Genomic DNA, 26,156 nt, shown 5'->3' with positions numbered 1-26,156 from the left:
GGTGAGAGTTATCGGGATACTATTTTGTTGGCTAAGTGGAACGCTTACTGCGTGGTCGCAGACTTCGGTTACGGGAAAAGTCGTCAACGCGCTGACCGACGAACCCGTCCCGTATGTGATCGTCACGGACGCCAGCCGCAAACTAGGCGTTCGCACCGACACCAGTGGCCTGTTCCGCTACCCGCATCCGGTGGATATGCTGGTGCTCTCCGCGCCGGGCTATAAGACGACCCGCGTCGGTACTTCCGATATTGATTCCTTAGCTATCAGGCTGGAGGAAAATCTTCTGATCATGCAGGACATTCCCTTCTCGATGAATCGTCCGCCTACAATGGTACGGGCGGGTACCTTACGAAAACATTCGCAGGGCCGGATTACCCTATGCGACTCCACATCGCAAATCGAGCACGCCCTGTATGTACCCAATGACGAAAAACAGACGGCAGTCCTCAGCAAGGTTTCTTTCTATGTACTTGGAGCCGGGCGGCCGCGCACGCCGTTCCGAATCCGTATCTACCAAAATCAAAATGGAAAACCGGGCAGTGACCTATTGGACGAAAGTGTCATCGTGCACCCGAAGTGGTGGAAGCGCTGGAAGGAAATCAAGGTAGGTCGATACAATATCGTGGTACCCCGCGAGGGATTTTTCGTAGCGATGGAATGGTTGAATACCCCCGAAAGCCGCTACACCGACCGCATGAAAATGACCGATGGTACCCTACGCACCAGCGAATGTTTCGGACAGGTACTGGGCCTGACCGACGAATTCAAAAATTGCCGCTGGTGGAGCCGCACCAACGGCGGCGCGTGGTTCCAGATGAACTGCGGAGCCGCCTCGGCAAAAAAAATCTATAATCCGATGATTCGCGTGGAGTGGCTGCGGTACCGATGAGGTACCCTACCCGGAATCAATGTTTTACAAAATGTTCCGTAAAAACCTGCTCGCCAACCGTAATCTTGATCAGGTAATTCCCCAGGGGTAGGGTACGCACATTGAAATCGGTTTTGAGGTACCCTCCTTCAGGAAGCAAGGGCTGTGATACTATAGCTTGTCCCTGTATCGTGAGCACCGCCGCGGAGGAGACTTGCCCGTAACCTAACTGATGAACAGCAACTGTCAGCATTTCGTGGGTTGGATTTGGATAAAGAATTACCATCCGGCTGGAATCCACTGAGGGTACCAAGCCGGTAATGATTGGCGTAGTATCGGGGGTACCTCCCCACAAAAGTACCGTGGCCGACTCGGCCCTACAACCCTGATTCTGAATGGCTACCTGATACGCGCCACCTTGCGTGACCGTCAGGAGGGGAGCGGTTTCGTGGGTCATCAGGACTGCGTTACGATACCATTCATAATAGTTACCAAGCTCATAGTTGGCTTTCAACACTACACTGGCTCCCGGCGGAATCTGGGTCGTGGCGGGGGGAATAATGTCCGCCGCCACGTTTACCTGCTGCACCACCACATCCGTGGATCGTACCCGACACCCACCATTACGCACCTCCACCGCGTAGCGGCCCGGCTTTACGGCCTGAAGTGTAGCACTGGTAGCCCCTGACAACAGGGTGTTATTGTAAAACCAGGAATACGTGTAGGCCTTCTCTTGGGGTGCTTTTAGCAACGCTGCCTTCCCGTTGCAAATAATGGCGCTTACCGCCGGGTCCAGGTCGGCCTTAACCGGAGTTACCTCGACCCGCGTGGCGGCCGATACCACCGCGCAGCCGCGCTGACCAATCCGGACCTGGTACATCCCGCTTTCCGTAGCCTGATGACGGGGATTGGTAGCGCCTGCCACAGGAGTACCATCACGCAACCACTGGTAGGTGTAGCCGGGGCCCGTGTTGGCCGACAGTTCCATTCCCCGACTATCGCACACCAGGATCTCGCCTTTCTGGGTAATATCGGCAAACACATCGGACGACTGTACTTTAACGGTCTTCGAGGTAGCGGTACATCCTGCCGTGCTGGCCCGCACCTCGTAGGCACCCGGCCGGTTCACTTCCAATGAACGGTCGGTACCTTTCTTGATTACGTTGCCGTCCAGCAGCCATTCATAGATGTAGCTATTGCCGGCGTTGGCCCATAACGTCAGGGTCTGGCCGGGACATAGGGTGGTATCCGTTCCGGGCGTAATGGCCGCGGTCTGTCCGCAGTCAGGCTTCTCTAGGCCACTCGCTATGAGGGCAAAAGGCTGGCGGCCATTTTTAAGAATGTTTTTATGCGAAACTGTCAGGGTATACGTCCGGCCTTTCAAAGGATTGCCGATGTAGATTTGCTCGACATTATCCCGAAAATTGTTACCCTTCCGGGCTGGTTGGGCAGGTGCCGCCGGGTCAAGTACCCAGGGCTGGTAGCTGTTAAAACCCTCCGCCATGGAAGCATCCAGATCATTGACGAGTTTGGGCGTCGTACTATTCACCGTAGTGCTGCTGGGGATAGTGGGAAGCGCCTCCGGGTCGGTCCAGCAAATGGTTACGACCAATGGCTCGCTGCCGAGGGCCACGAACTTTTGGGTGAAGATACCCCCCTGCTGAAGTACTTGCTCGGTCAGCAAGTGTTTTCCCTCGTCGTTCAGGATCACCCGCGCGGCTTTCTCCGTATTCAGCAGTCCCCAGCCGTACTCATAGCTGGGGTCGGTTTTACCCTCAGGCTTACCGGCCGTATGCAGGGCCAGCCCTTTGAGCGTCGAAGACAGCATGAAGGTGTTGGTCCGCTGCCGATATAATTCCTGCAATAGCAACAGCGAGCCCGACACGTTGGCGCTGGCCATGGAGGTACCCGTGAGCACGCCGTAAGCATCGGTATCGGTGCCCACACTGGACAGTACCTGGGTACCTACCCCTAGCAGATCGGGCTTGATGCGCCCGTCGTCGGTGGGCCCCCAGCCGCTGTAAGGCGTCATCCGGAACGTCTGGCCCTGGAGGTCGGCCGCGCCGACGGTCAGTACATTCTTGGCATTGGCCTCGCCCGGAATAATGTCGTAACCGTCGTTCCGGCTGCGGGGCAGGGTACTTTGTACATCGGTATTTTTCAGATAATACTTCGTGCCCAGTGGTGGTCCGTTTTCTATCCGCTTGTTATCGGCCGACCGCACCATAAGAAAATACGGAAAATTAGCGGTAATGCGGTCTACCTCGCTGACCGCCTCGTCGTAGAAGCCGAAGCGGTAATCCTGCGTCTCACTGATGGCGGGGGTACCCCACCACTCCCACTTTTCGTCGTTGGAGTTGCCCGGTCGGCTCGTGTCCAGTAGCCAGCCCGCTACGGGCCCGTAGGCATGGTTAGAAATAAGCAAGTTGGGGGCCTGCTGGACAATTTCGCTCAGGTCATTATCAAAGTTCCAGGCCAGTAATTCCGCGCCAAAAGCCATGCCTTTTGCCAAAGGATATATACCTTGTGCTATCAGAATACCGGCCATGTGCGTAGCGTGGTCGTTGGCTATAGCCCCGGCCTGAGCATCCGCCTGTTTTATTCTTCCGCTCAGCTCACGGTGATCTGCCCGCACATTCCCACCATCCCACAGTGCCATTTTGCCCTTCATTTCCGGACTGCTCCCGCTCAGTTTCAGGCTTAGCCCGCCCCCATCATACAGGGCCGCCGTATGCGTTCCGGTGGCCAGGGGAGTAGTGTGCGTGGTGTAGTATACAGGCTGACCCAGGGCATCGGTACGCTGCAGAGCCAGCGAGCGTCCTGAACCAAGCTCAATCCGGAGCGGCCACTTCTGAAGGCGCGCCTTTTGAAGGGTATTCTGATATTGCCTGAGGTAAAAATCAGTTAGAGCCGCTGTGGTAGGGTCGAGACGATTCTGATCTGTTTTTAATATTGCCTGAGCCCATACAGACGGGGAAATCCGCACGATTAGCACAAGTGCTAGAAGAAGGGTATACCGACAATTTTTCCGGTAGGGGGTAAATGCTTTTTTCATCAACAAAATTCTTCCTGACACGGGGTTCTGTGAACTGATCGTGTGGTCTAGTGTGTGTAGATTCAGACAAGGTAGTAGCAAAAACCATACCGCTCAGTGCTTTTCCTTAACCCATTCGGTAGGTTTTTCGTAAAGGCCTGAATCCTGGAATAAAGATAAGGGAAATGAGGTGTCGTTGTGCCCGTGCAATCCAGTAAATACCGATCGATGGAAGGATTATTTAAAAGGTATCCGAAACAGAAGAATTTGGCACAGTCGGTGAAGCTACCGGAGGAGTGGTACGCATGTAGCGTTTGAATAGACTACCTATCTTAAGGCCGATGACTCCGAAAATGGCCTCTTTAAAAATGCCAGCTGACATTTTTGATTCGCCCAAGGTACGGTCCGTAAAGATGATGGGTACCTCCGTAATGCTGAAACCGTACTTCCAGGCATCGAATTTCATTTCAATCTGAAAGGCATAACCCACAAACTTGATATGGTCCAGAGGCAGGGTTTCAAGTACTGAACGGTGGTAACAAATGAAGCCCGCCGTGGGATCCATAATCGACATTCCGGTAATAAACCGCACATAATGGCCCGCAAAATAGGACATCAGTACACGTTTCATGGGCCAGTTGACCACGTTGACGCCCCGGATGTACCTTGAGCCGATCGCGATATCATGGCCTTCCCCGGCACAGGCCTCATGCAAGCGCACCAGGTCTTCGGGATTATGGGAGAAATCGGCATCCATTTCAAAAACATAGGAGTACCCCCGCTGCAAGGCCCATTTGAATCCGTGAATATATGCCGTTCCCAGACCAAGTTTCCCTTTCCTCTCCTGCAGGTGGAGTTGCTGTGGAAACTCCACCTGCAGCTCTTTTACTTTGAGGGCCGTTCCGTCCGGAGAACCGTCGTCCACAATGAGCAGGTGAAAATCCTTGGGCAAACTGAACACCTTTCGGACGATCGCCTCTACATTTTCTATTTCGTTATAGGTAGGAATGATAACAACGGAATCAGTCACGGTGTCAGTTCGGCTTATATGGGATCTCAAAATCAGCTATTATAGCTTTATCTGTTTCTTCTTCTCACGTATTTCCAGGTTTTTCTCGACTTGATCGTAAATCTCGGTCAGATAGGCCGGGTGCGAGGTGTAAAAAGAATAGCTTTTCCTGTAAAGTAAGGTATCTACTTTATATTTTTTCCAGATTTTCTTCTGCAACTCACCGTACACCATGACCGAAGAATCCAGGGAGCGTAGCTGCATGTTCGTTACCTGGGCCTCGGCCACATGGATGTCCGCCAGAATTTTCGCCATCTTATCTTGCGGAATCAAATCGCCTGGCGGTTTTTCATCCCCGCTGCAGGCCAGCAGAATCAGGAGAAAGCCGGGGATCAGCAAAGATCGAAAAAATAGGTTTCTCGGCATGGCTCGGGCAAATTGTCTATATTTGTCTTGATAAGGGTAACGCTGCAAAGGTCGTAAATCTTTCAAATCAATCACCCTTCCATTACTTATTCCATCACTAAATCCCGTGCGGGTACCTCCCGGCCAGCCGATTCATGTTCCAGGATTTCCTCACCAAACTCCGGCAGTATGAAATACGCATCCGAAAGGCGGTCAATAGCGAGCGGCACGGCAATTTTCATTCCGTGTTTAAAGGGTCGGGCCTCGAATTCGATGATCTGCGCCTGTACCAGTACGGCGACGATGTGCGGGCTATCGACTGGAACACCTCGGCCAAAGGCCACGGTACCTACATCAAGATTTTTAAAGAAGAAAAAGAGCAAACCGTCTTTTTCATGGTCGATGTGAGTGCATCCCAACAGGTAGGCGACCCCAGTCGCCTCAAAATCGACACGACCAAGGAAATTTGCGGCGTGCTGGCCCTGTCGGCGATTCAGGAGGCTAGTCGGGTGGGACTACTTTGTTTTTCGGATCAGAAAGAACGTTACATTCATCCATCCGATGGTCTCAAGCACGGCTATAATTTTATTTCAGAATTGTTCAAACTGGCACCCGGTTCACCCCGAACCAATATTTCAGAAGCGATTCTGCTTACGTTGAACGTACTCAAACGGCGCAGCCTGATCTTCCTGATTTCCGATTTTATCGACACTGACTATGAACATAACCTGAAAGCTCTGGCCCGCAAGCATGACCTGATCGTGATTCATGTGCACGACCAGCGTGAAACCAACCTGCCGCGATTAGGGATTATACCCATTTATGATGCCGAGAAGCAGGCCCGGGTGTGGGTCAATACATCATCGGCACAGTACCGCACCGACATGTGGTCGCAGTTTCAGAAACGACGGGAGACGCTTGAGCGCCTGTGCCGGCAAAATAAGGCCGACTACCTTTCGCTGGATGCCGGCGAAGACTATGTTCCGGCACTCATTCGTCTGTTTCGAGTGCGGCGCTACGTCTACAACGGGGGACGCTCCTGAGAATATAGCTTGAATAATGAAAATAAACCGGGTACCCTGATAAGCTTTGAATGGCTCGCGATTCCGTTGCCTACGAGCCAAAATCGGGAGATCCGAATACCGAAAAACTGTATCTGATTTGTCCATCCGTTGTATATACCGCTTCTGTTTCCTGATTTTCGGGCTACTCGGATGGATGGCCTGGATACCTGGCTTTGTCTGGGCCCAGTCCTCTGTCCCCAAGCCCGTGGGTCGATTCCTGTCAGACACCATCGAGGTAGGTAAGCCTTTTTCGTACGCTTTCAGTTATCTACATGATTCGGAAATGGACGTTTTTTTTCCGGATTCCTCCTTTGATTTCTCTCCTTTCACCTTTGTGGACCAGGAGTACTTCACCACCCGAACCGACTCGCTGGGCAGTTTGGATAGTACGGTCTACCGTCTGATGAGCTTCGAGGTGGCGGCTGTTCAGGCCATCCGCCTGCCCGTATATGTGCTGGCAGTCCGCGATTGTACCGCAGTGTTCGCCGAAACTGACACTATTGCCTTACGTTCTACCCTACCTGTAAGCACCCGGCTGGATACCCTAAGCCTGCGCCCCGAAACTGAGGTAGCCCTGCTGCGGCGGCAGTTTAATTATCCTGTATTCATGGCTTTTATCGTGTCGGCCGGCCTGCTATTCTTGGCGATATACTGGCTTTTTGGGCGCGGAATCATCCGACAATGGCGTATTTTCCAATTGCAGCGGCGCCACCGCGACTTCATCCGTACCTTTGCACGCCTCAATCGTACGGCTCGCGAGCGTGATAGCACCGAGGAGGCCGAAAAAGCTGTGGTGGTTTGGAAAGACTACCTGGAGGAAATTGAAAAGAAACCTTTTGCCACTTACACGACCCGGGAAATAGTGGACAACATTCCGGACGATGCCCTGGAAGAGGCACTAAAAACCATGGACCGGATAATTTACGGACAAGTGAAATCAAAAAAAATGGAAACATCCCTGCAGGTACTCAGAAATGTGGCCCAGCGAATCTACCAGCGACAGCGGACGGAAATCGTACGGGCCGGTAAGCGGGAACTACTGGACGAATAAAGTTATGGATGAATGGTTTTCGTTGCACTGGTTCGGATGGGATGCCTTACGGGCCTTTCAGTGGGCGCATCCCTCTTTTTTGTATGCCATTCCTGCCATTCTGATTGCATTCTGGCTCAGGAATGCTTTCCACCGGAAGGCCCGGCAATTTCTGGTTATTCCCTACGAGGCTACAAAAATCGGAAGCGGATGGCCCACCCGACTGCGCTACGTGCAGCCCGTCTGTGCCGGCCTGGCGCTGATGTGCATCCTGATGGCCCTGGCCCGTCCTCAGATCGTCAATGCCCGTACTGACCGATTTTCTGAGGGAATCGACATCATGCTACTGCTGGACGTGTCCGACTCCATGCTCGAAAGAGACTTGGCCCCCGATCGCCTCACAGCGGCCAAGCGGGTGGCACGGAACTTTATCAGAGGGCGTTTGCAGGACCGCATCGGGATTATCATATTCGCAGGTGAAGCCTATTCTCTATGTCCGCTCACGACGGATTACAACCTGCTGTATGGCTTTCTAAACGATATCCGGCCGGATATGATCCGCACGGCGGGTACCGCCATCGGCAGTGCGCTGGCCGTTGGCGTGAACCGGATGCGCGATTCGAAAAGTCAAAGCAAGGTAGCTATTCTGATTAGCGACGGCGACAATACCTCGGGCAACCTGGACCCAATCACGGCCGCCCGCCTGGCCAAGGCTTTCGGCGTGCGCATTTATACCATTGCTGTGGGTAGTACCCGGCCACAAGTCAAAAAAGATACGTTGAATGTCGCTGCGGCCCAGGTGGATGAGAGCGAATTACAGAACATTGCCGCTGCGGCCGACGGAAAGTATTTTCGGGCGGGCGATAACAACACGCTGGGCAATGTATTTGGCCAGATCAATACCCTCGAAAAAGTAAAGTTTAGGAATGTCACCTCCCGGGAGGTGAAGGACTACTACCGGGTGTATCTCTACTGGGCCATAACACTGCTGCTCATGGCCTTAGCGACCAAGAGTACTTTTATGAGCAATATTCTGGAAGACTGATGCTGAAATCCTACCATACCAAGGGCGTCATTGAAGCGGGCCTCGACGAGGTGGGCCGGGGCTGCCTGGCGGGGCCAGTCGTGGCGGCCGCGGTGATCCTGCCCCCTGATTACACTCACTCCCTGCTGACCGATTCGAAGCAGTTGACCAGAGACCAGCGTAATCAATTGAAAATCGAGATCGAACGGGATGCCCTGGCGTGGTCGATCGCGGAAGCTTCGTGCACCGAAATCGACGAGATCAATATTCTGCAAGCCAGTTTCCTGGCCATGCACCGAGCGGTAGCTACCTTGCCTCTTGAACCGGAACACTTACTGATAGACGGAAATCGCTTTGTACCCTACCCTACCTTACCGCATACCTGCGTTACCAAGGGCGATTCGCTTTTTCTTTCGATTGCCGCTGCTTCGGTACTGGCCAAAACCTATCGCGATGATCTGATGGCGCAGCTTGCCGAAGAATTTCCCCACTATGGTTGGGATACCAACGTAGGGTACCCCACCATCCATCACCGGCGGGCCCTCAACGAAAAAGGTCCGACGGTTCACCACCGCCGGACCTTCCGCCTGAGCTATTAGCTATTATTTCGTATCCAGCCAACCGCGTACCTGACGCCGCGTGAATTCAACCACTACTCCGTATATGAGATGGCCGGCAAATTCGCTGGTGGCGAATTTCAGGGGCTGCTTCAATGGCCAGGGTTCGGTATTCATCATCGGTAGCACCGAGCCATGCGTGACGCCGTACAGGGCGGTACCCAACATACTTCCCAATCCTTTCTGAGCTTGGGGAAGTACCTCGATGGCACCGCCATACAAAGCGCCGATACCCGTACCGAAGACCCAATGTATGGATTGCTCTACGACCGGTTTTTCAGCTTTGGTAAGATCCTCCCCCACTGCTTCCTCCTTAACGCGGTCCGCGAGTACTACGGGGGGTGAATCCCGGTTGGCAGGACGGGCGGGGAGTACTTCCTCCCACACCGTTTTGATGGCGGTACCTACCAGTCCGGCCACGGCGCCCGCCAGAATACCTTTCCAGATATTTTGATTCATGAGTAATGCTTTTGAAAGTTGTCTGACATTGTGTTTCAAATTTCATACCAACTTCAAAAAAGCGTGCCGCAATGGAATTGTGGCAATTCCATTGCGGCAGTTCTTGGTTTGGAGTTCAGAGTTTCCTGGTATTCGAAACCAAACAACTCGGAACACTAGACAGGAATTCCTATGCCCGTGGTCGCTTGTAGAGGGGTACGGTACTACACGGCTCACCGAACATCAGGCTCTGCACCACGGGTTTCAGCAGACGGGTGATTTCCACGTAGGCCGAGGTAGGTACGGGATGTTTGCTGCATCCTTTCACCACCACCCGCGCATCCCGGAAATTCTCTATATTAATCCGACTGATTGCGTCATAGAATAGCTTATTTTCCAGTGCCGTCAGATCGCCAAATACTATCGCGTGCGCATGGGGTTCCAGTTTGATGGCAAGTAGCATATACGCCCAAGTAGGTACGATGGCATCTTCGCTACAGATAATAGCCACGTTCTTATCCTGATAGGTACTCCAATCGTGGTTTTTCAGGAATTCCCGAAAGTCCTTTTCGCGCAGAATCAGGCCCTGAAACAGGTTGTCTTTTAGATCGTACACTACCCGCTCGCCAGGATGGTAGTACTCTTCCAGATCGAGCGAAACCAGGCTGCTGTTGGCTACTTTATTGATAATTTCATTTTCCATGAGAAATACTGATTGGGGGTCGGAGCGGTAGCCACGGCGCTATTCACTTTTTGACCTTTGTACTCTAAACCACCTTTTTCCTCGGGGTAGTTCCCATAAAATCCTTGAGGTAGTACGGCTCGAAGGAAGCCAGATCCTCAAACCGTCCGGCGGCGTAGGCTTTTGAAGCCAGCATTCCTACGGTACGGGCCGAAGGTTCGATCAGTTGGTTGGGAAAATGGGCGTTGGGATGGGTACCTAACAGCGGGCGGGATTTGGCGGCACCATCCCCAAAAAACACGACGGGAGATTCCTGCAATAGGTCCGCAAACGAGTTTTCATCCAGAATGACGGCCCGGGTAGGCTGTACAGTTTCAAGATAGGTATCGTACACGGCCGCAAAAACCTCCATGCGCCGGGCGTCGATCATGGGGCAGAAAAGGTACCCCTGCGGATAATACGCGGTGATTTGGGCCGTCATGGCGGCCAGCGTTTCGATCGCAATCAGCGTTTTGTCCAATGCGTAGCACAATCCTTTGGCGGTGGAAACGCTCACGCGTAAGCCCGTGTACGAACCGGGACCTTTGGCCACAGCCACCGCGTCGAGGTCAGTCAGGGCGTACCCGGCATGCTCTACGGCGTTCTTCATCAATGTAGTAAGCATGGACGAAGAGGAACGGTCCGTGAGCAGATCGTAGGAAGCCGCGAGCTGTCCGTCGGCGTGCACCGCCACCGAACAGCCGCGCGTTGAAGTGTCGATACTGAGAATGAGCATGAAAGGCCATTGGCCATCAGCTATCAGCCAATGGCTTTTGAAGATATTTTATTTTTTCGCTTTCAGCAACTCGTTGTAGCGGTCCATGTCTTTGTAAAGCGCCAGAGCGGCCTTCATTTCGGGATCGTTGTTGAACGAGGCTTCCTTCATGCCTTTTTCCAGGTAGTAGTGCTTGACGATTTCTTCCTGCAAAAGGGCTTTTATTTCGTCTTTATGGATTTGCAGGTCGTTGTCTTTACTATGCGAAAGTTTGGTTTTCAAGGCCTTCAACTGATCCTCGATGGTACCGATGGATTTTTCCTTTTTGGCTGACGCTTCCAGCTCGTTCAGGTCTTTTTCCACCTGCGTCGTGTAGCCATACTCCTTGTCACCCAACCACTTGACAAAATCCTGGTACTCGGCATCGGTCACGGCAAACTCCCGAGCGGGCTTGATGGTCGCGTGTTCGGCATGGTACTTTACGGCGTAGTCAAAGAGCAACCGTTTGCGCGCCAGCGACATGGCCAGTGGCGAGTAGGTTTCCTTTTCAGTCAGGATGTCGGGAAGTACCCCGCCTCCATCGTACACCACGCGACCCGCACGGGTTGTAAAAGCCGTCTGCAGCGAATCAGGTACCTTACCCACGCTGCCGTCCTCGTTGCGGTGGCTGTAATCAATCGCCTGGATGCAACGGCCACTCGGAATGTAGTACTTGGCCGTGGTGATTTTCATTTTGGTATTGTACGAAAGATCGCGGGTGGTCTGTACCAGCCCTTTCCCATAGGTACGTTGCCCGATCAGCACGCCCCGGTCGTAATCCTGAATCACGCCCGCCACAATTTCCGCCGCCGAGGCACTGTGGTTGTTGGCCAGTACCACTACGGGAATCTCGGTATCCAGCGCCGGATTATACGCCTCATAGGTTTTATTCCATTCGGTCACTTTTCCTTTGGTCGAAACGATTTCTTCTCCTTTGGGAATGAACACGTTGGAAATTTCAATGGCCATGTTCAGCAAGCCACCCGGATTCTCGCGCACATCCAGTACCAGTTTTTTCATTCCCTTACCTTTCAATTCCTGGAAGGCATTGCGCACTTCGCGCGAAGCGGTAGCCGTGAAGTCTTTCAAATCGATGTACCCGACTTCATCGTTGATCATACCGTAGTAGGGTACGTTAGTTACCTTCACCACATCACGACTCACAGGAATTTCCAAAGGTTTCGGAGCGCCGTAGCGTTTGATCGTCAGCTTGACGGTCGAGTTAGTCTGGCCGCGCAAAAGCTTACCGGGATCAGAATCATCAAGGGTCGAAAGGTCGATGCCATCGATTTTTAGGATTTCGTCGCCGAGTTGCAATCCTGCTTTCTGAGCGGGTGTATCCTCGTAAACCATCATAATGATGTGCTTATTTTCCAACGAACTCACCAGCGCCCCGATGCCGTTATACTTGCCGGTGGTCATGGTCATGTAATCCTCAATGTCGTCCTCGGCGTAGTACACCGTGTAGGGATCGAGGTTTTTCAACATGCCATCGATGCTGGTTTTGATAAGCTTATTAGGATTCACCTCATCGACATAATAAGCGTTGAGTTCCTTGAAGAGCGTGGCATAGATGTCGAGGTTGCGGGCAATCTCGAACAAGCGGTCGTCCTGCTTGAAAGAGATGAAGGCGAGACCCGCCACCACCGGAACGGCAAGCCAAAAAGAACGTAGGTGCTTTTTCATAAAACAGTAGGTTGATGGGGAAGCTATAAGCTGACGGCTAGTTGGGTTTGGCCATTTGGCGCAATACCTTAATCATGGCTTTCTCAATAACGTCGTAAGTACTTATTTCTTTTGCAAGATACAAAAAAGCGATGGAGGTCGGGTAAGGTACCTCAGGATTCTGCAAGAGGATCGGCTTGTGCAGACGATACGCTTCGCGGCAGCGGCGGCGGATAAGGTTGCGGTCTACGGCGCGCTTGAAGTTACGCTTGGAAACGGAGAAGAGTACCTGCGGCAGTGGAGAAGGTACCCCTTGGTAGGTGTCTGAGGTCTCTGACAATATCGAATCATCGAACGTCGAGTGTCGGGCTTCAGACGTCCCTTCAAAGTACAGTACCCGGAATGGGAAGAGGTAGAAGGTCTGGACTTCCTTGCTACCACGCTTAAAAAGCCGGTCGATTATCGACCGGCTTCGCAATTTTTCGTCTTTTTTGAAAGTCTGCTTCAAACTTCTGGTAGTAAAAAAGCTTGTGAACAATATGCCCCAAGCGATCCAACCACGCCAGCCTGCCGACTTACCAAAGTTGTATTACTGCTTGTGACGCTTCTCGTCGGACACAGTCAGTTTCCAGCGGCCCTTGGCCCGGCGACGCTTGATCACATTCCGACCGTTGGCCGTAGACATGCGATCCATGAATCCGTGCTTGTTGCGGCGCTTGCGCTTGGAAGGTTGGTAGGTACGTTTCATCTCAGTATCAAAATTATAGCTCTAAAAATTTCGTCGGTTCACGATTTGGGTTGGCAAAGGTAAGGAATTTTTGAAAAGGATGCCAAACGGAACGTGATATTTCTGGGGTACTTACTAACACAGAAATATCAGAACGGCAAATTTAACTTTTATTAATTCAGCACCTGCCCGCAAACGCCTTAGTTTTGACTTCATTTAATTCTTGATAGAGTGTCCGGAAAAAGTATAAAGTCCTTGTGGCTTTGGATAGGGCTTTCAGTGACCCTGCTGTGCTATGTAGGCGTTTACCTGTTTCTTTATGCTACCAAGGACCAGCAGACCATGCGGTATCGGTCAACATCGTTACCGAGTGATTTCAAATACAATTTTCCCCAAGAAACCGAAGAACTGAACATTCAAACGCCACGAGCCGGGAGGCTGAATACCTTGCTTTTCAAGGCATCCAAATCAAAAGGAGTGGTTTGCTTCTGGAAAGGCAACGGGGGTACCTTAGCCAATTGGGGAGGCATAGCTCCTACCTTTCTTCAATTCGGTTATGACGTGCTAGTGACCGATTATCGGCAACATGGAAAAAGCAAAGGAAACATCAGTCTGACCAATTTCTACAGCGATGCCCAAACGGTTTATGACTCTTTGAAGCGTCGCTATCGAGAATCCAATATTATCGTTTGTGGCTATTCATTAGGTGGCCGGGTGGCGGCTCATCTGGCTTCTACCAACCGACCCAAATTCACCATTCTGATCGATCCGGCTTCTGCCGGTGGTGACTTTAGCGACCGATTTACGGATTTTCTATACTACCCATTCCCCTCGGTGAACGGTTTTGTCTTTCCCACCCAGGAAGATGTACAAAAAGCGCCAAGTCCCGTTGTCGTCGTCAGTACAGACAACCCAAACAGTACTGCTTACAAATTAAAATCCTTGTTAGATTCCAACGATACGTTTCTAGCCATAACAGGATCAACCCACGAAACCATTTTAACCCACCCCCAAACGACGCAACTAATCAAGAAGCTACTCTGCGTCTCTCACTAGGATTAGGTACCTCCTTAAAGTGCAGTCAGGCGGAAACCCCTGACTGCACGCCGAAAAGCTCCAAACCCCTTATTTTCCTTCTGCCTCGGGCAAACTAAAGGAACATTTTTTGGGTTAAAGTCAGGATAGGCCTGCGCGGCGCGGCCATCCTTAACCCAAGCCCGGCAAAGCAGTCAACGCATGACAAACCAACCCGAAGTTTCTACCGAAGAAATTCCTTTTGAAGACCTCGATCCCCGCCGCTATATCCTGATCAAAGGCGCGCGGGTCCACAACCTTAAAAATATCGACGTAGCCATTCCCCGCAACAAACTGGTGGTGGTCACGGGGCTTTCCGGCTCCGGCAAATCGTCGCTGGCCTTCGATACGCTTTTTGCGGAGGGGCAGCGCATGTACGTCGAGAGCCTGAGCAGCTACGCCCGGCAGTTTCTGGGCCGCATGGAAAAACCCGAGGTGGAGTACATCCGGGGCGTGTCGCCTGCCATTGCCATCGAGCAGAAGGTCAACACCCGTAACCCGCGCTCGACGGTAGGTACCAGTACCGAAATTTACGATTATCTCAAACTGCTCTTCGCCCGTATCGGCATCACCTACTCGCCTGTGTCGGGTGAGATCGTGCGCAAGGATACCGTCACCGATGTAGTGGATTACATACTTTCGCACGACGAAGGTACCCGGGTGTACATCATGGCGCCGCTGCTGGTGCGGCCGGGACGTACCTTGCCGGAGGAACTCAATATTCTGCTTTCCAAGGGCTACAACCGCATTGTGCGCGGCGGTGAAACCCAATTCATCGAAGAAGTACTCGAAAGCGAAGCACTCGCCGAGATTTCCGAGGCCGAGGAATTGTTCATCCTCATCGACCGCGCCGCCGTGCAGCACGACGACGAAGACACGCAATACCGCCTTTCCGATTCGGTGCAGACGGCGTTTTTCGAAGGCGAAGGTACCTGTACCGTCGAAATTGTGGGTGGCGAGAAGCGGGTATTTTCGGATAAATTTGAGCTGGATGGCATTCTATTCGAGGAGCCGAGCGTCAATCTGTTCAGTTTCAACAATCCCTACGGAGCCTGCAAGCGGTGCGAGGGCTTCGGCAAGGTACTGGGCATCGATCCCGACCTGGTGATTCCCGATAAAAGCCTTTCGGTGTTCGAGGGAGCCGTAGCTCCCTGGCGAACGGAGAAAATGAGCGAATGGCTCAAGCCACTCCTGCGCAACGGCATCCGCTTCGATTTTCCGATTCACCGTCCGTATAAGGATTTGAGTAAAGCGGAAAAAGACCTGCTCTGGACCGGCAACAGCTACTTCCGCGGCCTGGATGCTTTTTTCCAGGAAGTCGAAAGGCAAACGCATAAAATTCAGTACCGCGTGATGCTCTCGCGGTACCGGGGCCGCACGACTTGTCCCGACTGCCGGGGCTCGCGGCTGCGGAAAGATGCCGCCTACGTAAAAATCGGCGGCGCTTCCATAACGGATCTGGTATTGCAATCCATTAACGATGCGCTGGATTTTTTCAAAAACCTTGAACTCGACGAGAACGACCAACAGATTGCCCGGCGCATCCTGACCGAAATCAATAACCGCCTGGAATACATGGTACGGGTAGGCTTGGGGTACCTTACGCTCAATCGCCTGACCAATTCGCTGTCGGGTGGTGAATTCCAACGGATCAAACTGGCCACCTCGCTCGGGAGCGCGCTGGTGGGTTCCATGTACATTCTGGACGAGCCCAGCATCGGTCTGCACCCCCGCGACACGCAGCGGCTGGTGGGTGTACTCGAATCGCTGCGCGACCTGGGCAATACGGTCATTGTGGTCGAGCATGAGGAAGAGGTGATGCACGCCGCCGATCAGATCATCGACATTGGGCCCGAAGCGGGCACGGGCGGCGGGCAATTGGTTTTTCAGGGCGACTGGGACACCATCAAAGCGTACGGAGAAGCCGCCCGGGAAACGACCAGCGCCCATTCCTACACGCTGGATTTCCTGCTGGGCGACGATTCTATTCCGGTACCCACCTTTCGTCGGAAATTCACGCATTTTCTGGAAATCAAAGGCGCACGGGAAAATAATCTCAAAGACGTACAGGTCAAATTTCCCCTGGGTACCCTGACTGTGGTGACGGGCGTGAGCGGTTCGGGCAAATCGACGCTGGTGCGTAAACTGCTGTACCCCGCCCTGATGCGCAGCAAAGGCGAGTACGGCGAGGACGTGGGTAAATTTGACGAACTGAGCGGTAGCCTCGATCGCGTGGAGGCCGTAGAAATGATTGACCAGAATCCGATTGGCAAGTCATCGCGCTCCAATCCCGTCACCTATATTAAAGCCTATGACTACATTCGTCAGATGATGGCCGACTTACCTTTGGCGAAAGCGCGGGGTTACAAGCCCTCGCACTTTTCGTTCAATGTGGATGGCGGTCGCTGTGAAGTGTGCCAGGGCGAAGGTCAGGTCAAAATCGAGATGCAGTTCATGGCCGATATTTACCTCACCTGCGAGGGTTGCGACGGCCGCCGGTTCAAGCAGGAGATTCTGGAAGTCAAATACCATGATAAGGACGTGGCTGATATTCTGGATATGACCGTGGACGACGCTATCGCTTTTTTCAAAGGCAACGAGGACCGGCTGGTCGAAAAGCTGCAACCCTTGCAGGATGTGGGGCTGGGCTATGTGACGCTGGGGCAGTCGTCCAACACGCTGTCGGGCGGGGAGGCACAGCGGGTCAAGCTGGCTTCGTTTCTGGGAAAAGGAAATTCCAACAAAGGCAAAACGCTCTTCATCTTCGACGAACCGACCACCGGACTGCATTTTCATGATATCAAGAAACTGTTGGCGGCCATCAACGCGCTGGTCGATCAGGGCGATAGCGTGATCATCATCGAACACAACATGGAAGTCATCAAAAGCGCCGACTGGATCATCGACCTGGGTCCCGACGGCGGCGATGGCGGCGGCTACATCACCTTTACAGGTACCCCCGAAGAAATGGTACATCTGGAAGGAAACCACACGGCGGATTATCTGAAGGGGAAGATTAGTTTATAAAGGTACAGAGGGACAAAGGAGCAAAGGCACAAAGTGGCATCTTCGATAATGAGTAGAGAAACCAGATTTATCGCTTGACCTAAAAAACAAAAAACAAAAAACAGCCCCTTCCATGAAACTCTACCGCACGCTGCACGGCATCCTGCTGGAAAAAGAAGACCAATACTATCGCCTCCACGAATCCGACTGGGATACCGTCGTGAACCGCGACGATCTGTACGATTGGCTCGTGACCCAAACCGAAAGTTTGCTTTTGCTCCCTTTCAACGATAGCTCGCCCATGCCCGAGGTAGTCGCGCCCATTGGTACGCAGGAGGTGTGGGCGTCGGGTGTGACCTACTTCCGCAGCCGCGAGGCGCGTATGGAGGAGTCGGAGAAAGCCGGAGGCGGTAGTTTTTACGACCGCGTCTATTCCGCCGAACGCCCCGAATTATTCTTCAAAGCCAACGCCTGGCGCGTCGTGGGCGATTCGGGCGAGGTACGCATCCGCAAGGATTCGGGCTGGGATGTACCCGAACCCGAACTGACGCTGTTTGCTACTTCGTCGGGTAAACTGGTGGGCTACACCATCGGCAACGACATGAGTTCGCGCAGCATCGAGGGCGAGAATCCGCTGTACCTACCCCAGGCGAAATCGTACCGGGGCAGTGCCGCCCTGGGCCCCTGCCTGTACGTACCGGCCGAGCCGCTTTCGCCCGAAAGCGAAATCAGCATCGCCATCATCCGCGGTGGTGAAGAAATATTTGGCAATACGGTGCAGCTCAACCAAATGAAACGCAAGCCCGAAGAATTGCTGGGGTACCTGTTCCGGGAGTTGGATTTTCCGCAAGGTGCCTACCTCATGACGGGCACGGGTATCATTCCTCCTTCGGAGTTTACGCTGCAATCGGGCGATAAAATCTATATAACCATCGAGCCCATAGGTACCCTCGTGACTACGGTAGCGTGAGGTATCCTCTTGCCACGTGTGGTGTCAGGTGTTTCCCCCTGACACCACACAAGTCTGACTGCATTTTTTATCAAGTATTTACGTATGTTTGTTAAGTAGCTATTCCCCAATACCATGAGTGTTCTACTGGACAGAATTACTATAAATCCCAAAATTTGCCATGGCAAGCCCATCATTCGCAATAAGCGGTATCCCGTAGAATTGATTTTGGATTTGCTGTCAGCGGGTAGTACGCATGGGGAAATTCTGGCGGATTATCCGGCACTCGAAGAAGAGGACATTCTGGCGTGCCTGGCCTATGCCACCAAACTATCCAGAGTTGTTTCCACCTGACGCCACGGCTAAAATATTGAAGTAGAAAAACTTTATGATGAACAGAGGCCAATTGATTGAGCTTATAGAAGAATTAGTAAAACAACCTAACGAAAGTGAATGGGTAGAATTCAAACTCAATTTCCATTCTCCTGAGGAGATTGGAGAAAGGCTTTCAGCTTTGTCAAATGGTGCTTGCATTCATAATCAACCATTTGGTTACCTAGTTTTTGGAGTAGAAGATAAAACCCATGTTGTAAAGGGAACTACATTTAAAGCCAAATCTCACAAAAAAGGAGGTGAAGATCTAGAACATTGGTTAGCTAATCGCCTTAACCCAAGAATTGATTTTATAGTTTATGAATTTGATTACGATGCGCAAATCCATATCTCAATCTACGTGATCCCAGCCACTAGAAATCGTCCCGTTGATTTTTTGAATATTTCATACATTCGAGTAGGTTCCATTACTAGGAAACTGACCGAATTCCCAGAAAAAGAGGCTAAAATTTGGAGAAAAGAAACAGTTTCTTTTGAGAAGGAAATAGCAAAAGATAATCTAACTTCTTCCGACATAGTAAAATTTCTTAGCACAGAAGCATATTTCGACTTACTACAAATCCCCTACCCCTCTAACCAGCAAGGAGTTATTGATAAGTTTGTAGAAGAAGGATTAGTAGTAAGAAAATCAGGATATGCCATTACCAAACTTGCAGCCATTCTGTTTGCTAAGAATTTGGGCGACTTCGAAAATGTGGAAAGGAAATCCATCAGAGTAATTGTATACAAAGGAAAGAATAAAGTAGAAACCGAGAGAGAACAAACTGGAATAAGGGGATACGCTTTGGGATTCGGAGGTTTGGTCGATTGGGTTAATAGTAAACTACCTGCCAATGAAGAGATTGGAAAGGCCCTTCGAAAAGATACTCGGATGTATCCAGAGATAGCTGTTCGTGAACTCATTGCTAATGCATTAGTACATCAGGATTTTTCTGTCAAAGGATTTCCGATGATTGAGATATTTACAGATCGCATTGAAATTTCAAACTCAGGTACACCTCTTGTGACGCCAGAAAGATTTATTGATGCCTATATATCAAGAAATGAAAAGCTTGCAGATTTAATGAGACGATTGGGCTTTTGTGAGGAGAAAGGGAGTGGATTAGACAAAGTGATATTTTATAACGAGTTATACCAACTTCCTCCAATCAACATCATTGTTTCTGAAAATCGAACAAGGATTACTTTATTCAGTTATAAGTCTCTGAACGATTTAGATAAAAAGGAAAAAATCAGAGCTTGTTATCAACATGCCTGTCTCAAATATGTCTCCAATGAGAAAATGACTAACCAATCTCTAAGAGATAGGTTTAAAATAGAGGATCATAATTATTCAATTGCATCAAGGATTATTCGAGATACAATTGAAGCAGAATTAGTTAAGGAAGATGATCCAGACAATAAATCAAGGAAATATGCCAGCTATATACCTTATTGGGCCTAGTTCTTTATGTGATGGTCATGTGATTCTTACCATGTATATAGAATCTAACTAATTGGTTATTAGCCAAGTGTTATGTGATCGTCATGTGATCGGCCTATTTTAAGGAAACTAAATCCGCAGCGTAGCGAGCCGCCCTGATTGGGGCGGTTCGCTTGCCTAGTAGGTTGGACCTTTCCTAAAACCGCCACCGCACAAAGGCTTCCATGGCCTCATACTCGGCCAGGCCGAGTTGGTCGTACAGTTGGGCAGTACCCTGATTGCGTTCCTCGGCGCGCTGCCAGAACTCCCGCGAATCGTCGCCCTGGAACACTACACCGTCTTTCTGGGACTGGTGCTTAAAAATTCCCATCCGTTTCTTGAATACCTGGTCGGGACTCATCGGCACGGCCATTTCTATTTCGTGAATATCCCACTCGGCCCAGGCACCGCGGTACAGCCAGACCCAGCAATCCTTCATGAAATTCTTGTGCTTCAACCGCCCGATGGCGGCTTCGATGGCATCCCAGCAAACCTTGTGGGTACCATGTGGATCGGCAAAATCGCCGGCGGCGTAGATTTGCTCGGGCTTTACTTCCTGAATCAGTTTTTCGATAATCCGAATATCCTCTTCGCCAATGGGTTTCTTCTGCACGGTACCGGATTCGTAGAACGGCATGTCCAGAAAATGTACCTGCGCATCGGGTACCCCCACGAAGCGGCAAGTAGCCTTGGCTTCGCCCCGGCGGATGAGGCCCTTCACATGGCGCACTTCCGGCGTATCGACCTCGCTGTCTTTCTTGGTTTTCAGGAATTCCTTCGCATCATGGAAAATTTTGTTGGTAATGGTGGTGTTCGCAATCGAGAAGCGCTCGTTGAAATCCACCACAAAATCAATAAAGCGCAGGGCTTCGTCGTCTGCTACGGCAATATTGCCCGAGGTCTGATACGCTACATGTACCTCGTGTCCCTGATCGACCAAACGCTGGAAGGTACCCCCCATGGAAATAATATCGTCGTCGGGGTGGGGACTGAAAATAATCACTTTCTTGCGGGCAGGGTCTTTCCGCTCGGGCCGGTTGGTGTCGTCGGCGTTGGGTTTTCCGCCCGGCCAGCCCGTGATCGTATGCTGTAATTGATTGAAAATGTCGATGTTGATCTCATAACCTGCCCCCGACTGCGCCAGTAGGTCACTCATCCCGTTGTCATTGTAGTCTTTGTCCGTGAGTTTCAGGATTGGCTTGCCAAGATGCTGCGAAAGGTAGGTCACCGCCTTCTTGATCATCTGATTGTCCCACACCACCGAATCTACCGCCCAGGGAGTTTTCATCCGGGTCAGTTCCGAGGCAGCCCGCTCGTCGATGACAAAGGTAACATTTGGGTGCGCCTGTAGGTAAGAGGCCGGATTTCGTTCGGTCACCGGACCTTCCACCGCCCCTCGGATCACGCTGGCTTTGCGCTCGCCCCAGGCCAGCAGCACGATCCGCTTGGCATTCAGGATGGGTGCGATCCCCAGGGTAATGGCTTTGCGGGGTACCTGAGCCAGTCCACCGAATTCCATGGCCGCTGCCGCCCGCGTGGAGTGGTCGAGGGCGATGAGGCGGGTACGGGCGTTAATGAGCGATCCGGGTTCATTGAAGCCCACGTGCCCGTTGCCCCCAATACCCAACAGCTGGAAATCGAGGCCACCAGCGGCCGCAATCTTGGCCTCATAGGCACGGCTATGCTCCTGAATTTGCGAAACCGGAATGGTACCATCGGGGAGAAGGTAGTTTCCCTCAGGAATATCCACCAGATCGAACAACTGCTCCTTCATGAACCGGTGATAGCTGTAGATCGAATCCGGCTCCATCGGGTAGTATTCGTCCAGATTGAAAGAAACCACATTCCGGAAGCTCAACCCTTCCTCGCGGTGCATCCGCACCAGTTCGGCATACACCGTTTTGGGCGATGATCCCGTGGCCAGTCCCAGCACGCAGGGCTTATTTTCCTTTTGCTTTTCCCGGATCAGATCGGCAATCTCACGGGCAACGGCCGTTGAGGCCGCCTTGGAATCCGCATAGATGTGGGTCGGGATTTTTTCGTAGGTGATGGGCTGTCCGATACTCCCGGTGCCATGCGCTACTGACTCGTTGTCGGCAGCCTGCATGAGGATTGCTTCCGGGCTTAGAGTTTGGGGATCCATAAAGTAAGGGTATGAGGAGTTAAAGGAATCGGGTTTATTTTTTTTACAAAATTACACGGTATTCGGCTTATTATTAATTTTTTTTAAAATATTGACGAATCAAACGTCGCATCCGGCGGCATTAGAGCTCCGCCAAAAGCGTCATAACGCTAAGATAATCAATAGGACGGAGGAATAAAGATTCTGAACCACGTTTCATTAGTCCTTTTTTGGGCTTATTTTTGGGGCAAAATTTCAGTACTATCCCGATAGGGTACCCGAAGGCCTCTATCCGCGGTACGAATTCTCCTTTCTAATAATTCATATCTCATAAATACCTACAAATGTCAACCCTAACGACTATTGCCCGTGACACGCAGGTGTTCGATCTCATTCAGCAGGAATTGCACCGTCAGGAATCGGGTATCGAACTGATCGCTTCCGAAAACTTTACGTCCAAGCAGGTGATGGAAGCCGCCGGAAGCGTCCTGACCAACAAATACGCGGAAGGCCTTCCCGGCAAGCGCTACTACGGGGGCTGCGAAGTGGTGGACGAAATTGAGCAAATCGCCATCGACCGGGTGAAAGAGTTGTTCGGAGCTACCTGGGCCAACGTACAGCCGCATTCCGGCGCGCAGGCCAACACGGCGGTTTTTCTGGCCTGCCTTAATCCGGGCGACAAAATCATGGGTTTCAATCTGGCGCACGGCGGTCACCTGACGCACGGTTCGCCCGTGAACATTTCGGGCAAGTACTTCCAGCCGGTTTTCTACGGCGTAGAACCTGATAGTGGATTGATCGACTGGGACAAGGTAGAGGAAACCGCCGTGCGTGAACGGCCCAAGCTGCTGATTTGCGGTGCCTCGGCTTATAGCCGCGACTGGGATTATGTACGTCTGCGGGCCATTGCCGACCAGATAGGGGCGCTGCTGATGGCCGATATTTCGCACCCCGCGGGCCTGATCGCCAAGGGACTGCTTAACGACCCGATGGAGCATTGCCACATCGTAACCACCACTACGCATAAAACCTTGCGCGGGCCCCGGGGGGGCTGATCATGCTGCGCAACGATTTCGAGAATCCGTTCGGGATCACTACCCAAAAGGGAAACCTGCGCACGATGTCCTCATTGCTGGATTCGGGCGTGTTTCCGGGTACGCAGGGCGGACCGCTGGAGCATATCATTGCGGCCAAGGCCATCGCATTCGGGGAAGCCCTGAGCGAAGAATACTATAACTACGCCGTGCAGGTGAAAGAAAACGCCCAGGCCATGGCGAAGGCTTTTGTCGACCGTGGCTATTCCATTATTTCGGGAGGTACGGACAATCACCTGATGCTGATTGACCTGCGTTCGAAGGATTTGAGCGGCAAACTGGCTGAGAACACGCTGATCAAAGCCGACATCACCATCAATAAAAACATGGTACCCTTCGACGACAAATCGCCCATGGTGACCTCGGGTATGCGCGTGGGTACCGCCGCCATGACCACCCGTGGACTGGTAGAGAGCGATATGGCGCGCATCGTGGAACTGATCGACGAAGTACTCATGAACCATGATAACGAGGCCAAAATAGCAGCTGTGAAGCAGGAGGTAAATCGCTGGATGGAGCAGGTACCTCTGTATCGTTAAAAGCCATTCGCTCACGATCATTGGCTAACAGCATTTTATGATTCGATACAAAAAAGGCAGTCGTTCGTATATACAGCGGCTGCTTTTTTAGCTTTTGTGCGTAATTTCACCGATCAAAAATTTTAAAGAAACCGAATACCCTTGCAATGGCATTAGACCAGGAGTTTGAAGAAGAATCAGAAGAAGGAGTAGAAATGAGTTTTCTGGAGCATCTCGAAGAGCTCCGCTGGAATATTCTCCGCGCCATAGGCGCTATTTTAGTTTTCACAATATTAGGCTGGATATACGTCAATGAAATCTACCACTATATCGTAATAGCCCCCGCCAAGACCGATTTCTGGACCTACCGAATGATGTGTAAGTTGGGAAAAGCGGTAGGTGCCGATGGACTTTGTATTGATAAAATCGATTTTGAGTTGCAGGCGCTGGGGGTAGGTGAGCAATTTTCGATGGCCCTCACTTCTTCGGTCATTGTCGGTTTGGTCTTCGCATTTCCCTACGCTTTCTGGGAAATCTGGCGTTTTATCAGACCGGGTCTAAAAAAATACGAGCGCCGCGCTGCGCGTGGGGCGGTTTTCTACGTGACTTTCCTCTTTTTCTCAGGCGTGTTATTTGGCTACTACGTCGTTACCCCGCTAGCCCTCAACTTCCTGGCCAATTTCAAACTCGACGAATCGATCATCAATGAATTCAGCATTAGTTCGTACATCGGTATGGTGGCGACACTGACATTGGCCTGCGGGCTGGCTTTTCAGCTACCGATTGTCGTGTTTGTACTGTCGCGTGTGGGCATTCTGACGCCCTCGCTGATGCGCGAGTACCGACGCCATGCAATAATCGTGATCCTGATTGCGGCCGCGATCATAACGCCTTCGGCTGATATCTACAGTCAGATCCTCGTAGCCATGCCCTTGACCCTGCTTTATGAGGTCAGCATTATCGTATCGGGACGGGTGCAGAAAGCCAAAGCCCGCGAAGAAGCACGGCTGGCCAAAGCCTATGAACAAAGGACAGGAACGCCCGGCAACGAATCAGAAAATGAATAAGTGATCGAATAGAAGATCAGGTACTTACTGTATCTGTAACCCGATCAGAATTGAAGCAAGACCTCGGCCAAACGGTCGAGGTCTTGCTTTTGGTGGCGGGCTGTTATCACAAGCCGGGTCACGGGTTCGTCGGTAGGCTGCGGATAGGCAAAACAGGAAGTCAGGATACCCGCCTGATACAAGAACGAGTACAGATCAGCCCTGCGGCTGCAATAAGCCGGGTAGGCCTCCACTGAGCTAAACAGGCCGGATGGCGGCACTTTTTCTGAGAAATAAGCCAGGTTAGCCAGAAGTGCTCCGTGTGCTTTCTGGTAGACTTTGGCGGAAAGATTCCTCCGCAATGCATAGAAATAAGCCGGCGCCGCCGGTGAACTTCCCGCAAACCAAGGCGTCTGGCGCAACTCCTCGATGGTACCCATACTTCCAAAAATAACTCCACCCGGTATGCCCAGAGCCTTGTTCAGCGAAGAGGTTACGATGGAACGTATGGTATTCGTTTGAGGTAGCTGCGAAAATATACCCTGTCCGTCCAGTCCCAGTACGCCAAGGCTATGCGAATCGTCCACGATAAGCCAGATAGGTCGATTGTCGGGCAAACCGTGCAATAACGTCAGGTCATAGGCATCTACCCAGGGCGAACCAATGGAATCGGTACATACCACATGGGTTTCTTCTGTATCACTTTCCTCTATTTGCCGGATGGTATCCCCTACCCAATCGGCCCAGGTACCGTTCGTAGGAACGTAGTTCTTACCCCATAAGGCGGGATGTACGCGGGGTGCATAGTGGAAGCGGGCCGAAAGCTTCTCCATGGCCTTCATTACTAGTTGCCCGGCCCACATGCCGGAAGAAACCGCCAGGGCAGCCGGAGCCTGGACATAGGCCGCCAGTGCCTCTTCGGCCTCCTCATAGACTGCCAGCCGCAGGGTATTGTTGCGCGAACTGCCGAAGTGGGTACCGTAGGTTCGGATGCCTTCGATCAGAAAAGCCTGAAATTGTTCGTCATGTCCCATACCGAGGTAGTCCGTGCCACTAAACCACAGAAATTCACGTCCATCGTCCAGGATGACCGTCCGGTCAGGTAGGGAATGCGTAAGGAATGTTTCTGTCAT

22 protein-coding genes and 1 pseudogene are annotated in these 26,156 nt (G+C 51.8%); 12 read left to right on the top strand and 11 right to left on the bottom strand.

The window, feature by feature from the left end:
* Position 1 precedes the first annotated feature (1 nt).
* Complete coding sequence (locus GBK04_RS15040; protein ID WP_152761028.1) at positions 2-892, top strand: peptidase associated/transthyretin-like domain-containing protein; 891 nt, start codon at positions 2-4, stop codon at positions 890-892.
* 16 nt (positions 893-908) lie between these two features.
* On the opposite strand, the gene GBK04_RS15035 is transcribed toward GBK04_RS15040, so the two are convergent.
* The 3 genes from GBK04_RS15035 to GBK04_RS15025 form a co-directional block, all read right to left on the bottom strand.
* Positions 909-3,926 carry a S8 family peptidase gene (locus GBK04_RS15035; protein WP_152761026.1) on the bottom strand — a complete coding sequence of 1,006 codons (3,018 nt, stop codon included), beginning with the start codon at positions 3,924-3,926 and terminating at the stop codon, positions 909-911.
* A 220-nt stretch (positions 3,927-4,146) separates the two neighbouring features.
* On the bottom strand, positions 4,147-4,935 hold the full coding sequence (locus tag GBK04_RS15030; protein ID WP_373330994.1) for a polyprenol monophosphomannose synthase: 789 nt from the start codon (positions 4,933-4,935) through the stop codon (positions 4,147-4,149).
* Between the two features lie 39 nt (positions 4,936-4,974).
* Complete coding sequence (locus tag GBK04_RS15025; protein ID WP_152761022.1) at positions 4,975-5,340, bottom strand: DUF4296 domain-containing protein; 366 nt, start codon at positions 5,338-5,340, stop codon at positions 4,975-4,977.
* Positions 5,341-5,474: 134 nt separating this feature from the next.
* Here GBK04_RS15025 and GBK04_RS15020 point away from each other — a divergent pair, with 134 nt between their 5' ends.
* The 4 genes from GBK04_RS15020 (at position 5,475) to rnhB (ending at position 9,036) form a co-directional block, all read left to right on the top strand.
* Complete coding sequence (locus GBK04_RS15020; protein ID WP_152761020.1) at positions 5,475-6,362, top strand: DUF58 domain-containing protein; 888 nt, start codon at positions 5,475-5,477, stop codon at positions 6,360-6,362.
* A 118-nt stretch (positions 6,363-6,480) separates the two neighbouring features.
* Positions 6,481-7,434, top strand: a complete 954-nt coding sequence (locus GBK04_RS15015; RefSeq protein WP_152761018.1) for a hypothetical protein — start codon at positions 6,481-6,483, stop codon at positions 7,432-7,434.
* A gap of 4 nt (positions 7,435-7,438) precedes the next feature.
* Positions 7,439-8,458, top strand: coding sequence for a vWA domain-containing protein (locus GBK04_RS15010; protein ID WP_152761016.1), 1,020 nt, complete (start codon positions 7,439-7,441; stop codon positions 8,456-8,458).
* On the top strand, positions 8,458-9,036 hold the full coding sequence (rnhB, locus tag GBK04_RS15005; RefSeq protein ID WP_152761014.1) for a ribonuclease HII: 579 nt from the start codon (positions 8,458-8,460) through the stop codon (positions 9,034-9,036). The genes GBK04_RS15010 and rnhB overlap by 1 nt, the downstream gene beginning before the upstream one ends.
* Before the next feature lie 3 nt (positions 9,037-9,039).
* On the opposite strand, the gene GBK04_RS15000 is transcribed toward rnhB, so the two are convergent.
* From GBK04_RS15000 to rpmH, 6 genes are all read right to left on the bottom strand, one after another.
* Positions 9,040-9,513, bottom strand: coding sequence for a DUF1440 domain-containing protein (locus tag GBK04_RS15000; RefSeq protein WP_152761012.1), 474 nt, complete (start codon positions 9,511-9,513; stop codon positions 9,040-9,042).
* A 169-nt stretch (positions 9,514-9,682) separates the two neighbouring features.
* Positions 9,683-10,195 (bottom strand): DUF2480 family protein, encoded by a 513-nt coding sequence (locus tag GBK04_RS14995; protein WP_152761010.1) that lies wholly within the window; start codon positions 10,193-10,195, stop codon positions 9,683-9,685.
* A 64-nt stretch (positions 10,196-10,259) separates the two neighbouring features.
* Positions 10,260-10,949: a tRNA (adenosine(37)-N6)-threonylcarbamoyltransferase complex dimerization subunit type 1 TsaB gene (tsaB, locus tag GBK04_RS14990; RefSeq protein ID WP_152761008.1), complete on the bottom strand. Its 690-nt coding sequence runs from the start codon at positions 10,947-10,949 to the stop codon at positions 10,260-10,262.
* Positions 10,950-10,997: 48 nt separating this feature from the next.
* Complete coding sequence (locus GBK04_RS14985) at positions 10,998-12,653, bottom strand: S41 family peptidase (RefSeq protein WP_152761006.1); 1,656 nt, start codon at positions 12,651-12,653, stop codon at positions 10,998-11,000.
* Positions 12,654-12,690: 37 nt separating this feature from the next.
* Positions 12,691-13,140, bottom strand: a complete 450-nt coding sequence (locus tag GBK04_RS14980; protein ID WP_152761004.1) for a ribonuclease P protein component — start codon at positions 13,138-13,140, stop codon at positions 12,691-12,693.
* Positions 13,141-13,221: 81 nt separating this feature from the next.
* On the bottom strand, positions 13,222-13,380 hold the full coding sequence (rpmH, locus tag GBK04_RS14975; RefSeq protein WP_152761002.1) for a 50S ribosomal protein L34: 159 nt from the start codon (positions 13,378-13,380) through the stop codon (positions 13,222-13,224).
* A gap of 321 nt (positions 13,381-13,701) precedes the next feature.
* Here rpmH and GBK04_RS14970 point away from each other — a divergent pair, with 321 nt between their 5' ends.
* The 5 genes from GBK04_RS14970 (at position 13,702) to GBK04_RS14950 (ending at position 20,225) form a co-directional block, all read left to right on the top strand.
* The gene (locus tag GBK04_RS14970; protein ID WP_152761000.1) at positions 13,702-14,415 is read left to right on the top strand and encodes an alpha/beta hydrolase; all 714 of its coding nucleotides are present in this window, start codon (positions 13,702-13,704) and stop codon (positions 14,413-14,415) included.
* 180 nt (positions 14,416-14,595) lie between these two features.
* Positions 14,596-17,460 (top strand): excinuclease ABC subunit UvrA, encoded by a 2,865-nt coding sequence (gene uvrA, locus GBK04_RS14965; protein ID WP_152760998.1) that lies wholly within the window; start codon positions 14,596-14,598, stop codon positions 17,458-17,460.
* Positions 17,461-17,572: 112 nt separating this feature from the next.
* Positions 17,573-18,409, top strand: coding sequence for a fumarylacetoacetate hydrolase family protein (locus GBK04_RS14960; protein WP_152760996.1), 837 nt, complete (start codon positions 17,573-17,575; stop codon positions 18,407-18,409).
* A gap of 114 nt (positions 18,410-18,523) precedes the next feature.
* Positions 18,524-18,742 (top strand): DUF433 domain-containing protein, encoded by a 219-nt coding sequence (locus GBK04_RS14955; protein WP_152760994.1) that lies wholly within the window; start codon positions 18,524-18,526, stop codon positions 18,740-18,742.
* Positions 18,743-18,776: 34 nt separating this feature from the next.
* The gene (locus GBK04_RS14950) at positions 18,777-20,225 is read left to right on the top strand and encodes an ATP-binding protein (RefSeq protein WP_373330993.1); all 1,449 of its coding nucleotides are present in this window, start codon (positions 18,777-18,779) and stop codon (positions 20,223-20,225) included.
* A gap of 175 nt (positions 20,226-20,400) precedes the next feature.
* Here GBK04_RS14950 and nagB read toward each other — a convergent pair whose 3' ends face one another.
* Positions 20,401-22,350: a glucosamine-6-phosphate deaminase gene (gene nagB / locus GBK04_RS14945; RefSeq protein WP_152766121.1), complete on the bottom strand. Its 1,950-nt coding sequence runs from the start codon at positions 22,348-22,350 to the stop codon at positions 20,401-20,403.
* 359 nt (positions 22,351-22,709) lie between these two features.
* On the opposite strand from nagB, the pseudogene glyA reads away from it, so the two are divergent.
* Both glyA and tatC read left to right on the top strand, forming a co-directional pair.
* A pseudogene (gene glyA / locus GBK04_RS14940) lies at positions 22,710-23,998 on the top strand (serine hydroxymethyltransferase).
* 146 nt (positions 23,999-24,144) lie between these two features.
* Positions 24,145-25,044: a twin-arginine translocase subunit TatC gene (tatC, locus tag GBK04_RS14935; protein ID WP_152760992.1), complete on the top strand. Its 900-nt coding sequence runs from the start codon at positions 24,145-24,147 to the stop codon at positions 25,042-25,044.
* Positions 25,045-25,088: 44 nt separating this feature from the next.
* Here the strand turns inward: tatC and GBK04_RS14930 are convergent, their stop codons facing one another.
* On the bottom strand, positions 25,089-26,156 hold the full coding sequence (locus GBK04_RS14930; protein WP_152760990.1) for an aminotransferase class I/II-fold pyridoxal phosphate-dependent enzyme: 1,068 nt from the start codon (positions 26,154-26,156) through the stop codon (positions 25,089-25,091).

It is taken from the genome of Salmonirosea aquatica (genome assembly GCF_009296315.1).
GTDB classification, from domain to species: domain Bacteria; phylum Bacteroidota; class Bacteroidia; order Cytophagales; family Spirosomataceae; genus Salmonirosea; species Salmonirosea aquatica.
Note: the sequence above shows the minus strand (reverse complement) of the source record. Positions and strands in the feature narration are given on the sequence as shown.

Excerpts from the sequence above, each read along its gene's own strand:
- GBK04_RS15000 (WP_152761012.1), bottom strand. The coding sequence starts at position 9,513 with ATGAATCAAAATATCTGGAAAGGTATTCTGGCGGGCGCCGTGGCCGGA.
- GBK04_RS15020 (WP_152761020.1), top strand. The coding sequence starts at position 5,475 with ATGTTCCAGGATTTCCTCACCAAACTCCGGCAGTATGAAATACGCATC.
- tatC (WP_152760992.1), top strand. The coding sequence starts at position 24,145 with ATGGCATTAGACCAGGAGTTTGAAGAAGAATCAGAAGAAGGAGTAGAA.
- GBK04_RS14970 (WP_152761000.1), top strand. The coding sequence starts at position 13,702 with ATGCGGTATCGGTCAACATCGTTACCGAGTGATTTCAAATACAATTTT.
- GBK04_RS14930 (WP_152760990.1), bottom strand. The coding sequence starts at position 26,156 with ATGACAGAAACATTCCTTACGCATTCCCTACCTGACCGGACGGTCATC.
- uvrA (WP_152760998.1), top strand. The coding sequence starts at position 14,596 with ATGACAAACCAACCCGAAGTTTCTACCGAAGAAATTCCTTTTGAAGAC.
- nagB (WP_152766121.1), bottom strand. The coding sequence starts at position 22,350 with ATGCAGGCTGCCGACAACGAGTCAGTAGCGCATGGCACCGGGAGTATC.
- GBK04_RS15025 (WP_152761022.1), bottom strand. The coding sequence starts at position 5,340 with ATGCCGAGAAACCTATTTTTTCGATCTTTGCTGATCCCCGGCTTTCTC.
- GBK04_RS14995 (WP_152761010.1), bottom strand. The coding sequence starts at position 10,195 with ATGGAAAATGAAATTATCAATAAAGTAGCCAACAGCAGCCTGGTTTCG.
- GBK04_RS14950 (WP_373330993.1), top strand. The coding sequence starts at position 18,777 with ATGATGAACAGAGGCCAATTGATTGAGCTTATAGAAGAATTAGTAAAA.
- GBK04_RS15035 (WP_152761026.1), bottom strand. The coding sequence starts at position 3,926 with ATGAAAAAAGCATTTACCCCCTACCGGAAAAATTGTCGGTATACCCTT.
- tsaB (WP_152761008.1), bottom strand. The coding sequence starts at position 10,949 with ATGCTCATTCTCAGTATCGACACTTCAACGCGCGGCTGTTCGGTGGCG.
- GBK04_RS14960 (WP_152760996.1), top strand. The coding sequence starts at position 17,573 with ATGAAACTCTACCGCACGCTGCACGGCATCCTGCTGGAAAAAGAAGAC.
- rnhB (WP_152761014.1), top strand. The coding sequence starts at position 8,458 with ATGCTGAAATCCTACCATACCAAGGGCGTCATTGAAGCGGGCCTCGAC.
- GBK04_RS15010 (WP_152761016.1), top strand. The coding sequence starts at position 7,439 with ATGGATGAATGGTTTTCGTTGCACTGGTTCGGATGGGATGCCTTACGG.
- rpmH (WP_152761002.1), bottom strand. The coding sequence starts at position 13,380 with ATGAAACGTACCTACCAACCTTCCAAGCGCAAGCGCCGCAACAAGCAC.
- GBK04_RS14955 (WP_152760994.1), top strand. The coding sequence starts at position 18,524 with ATGAGTGTTCTACTGGACAGAATTACTATAAATCCCAAAATTTGCCAT.
- GBK04_RS14985 (WP_152761006.1), bottom strand. The coding sequence starts at position 12,653 with ATGAAAAAGCACCTACGTTCTTTTTGGCTTGCCGTTCCGGTGGTGGCG.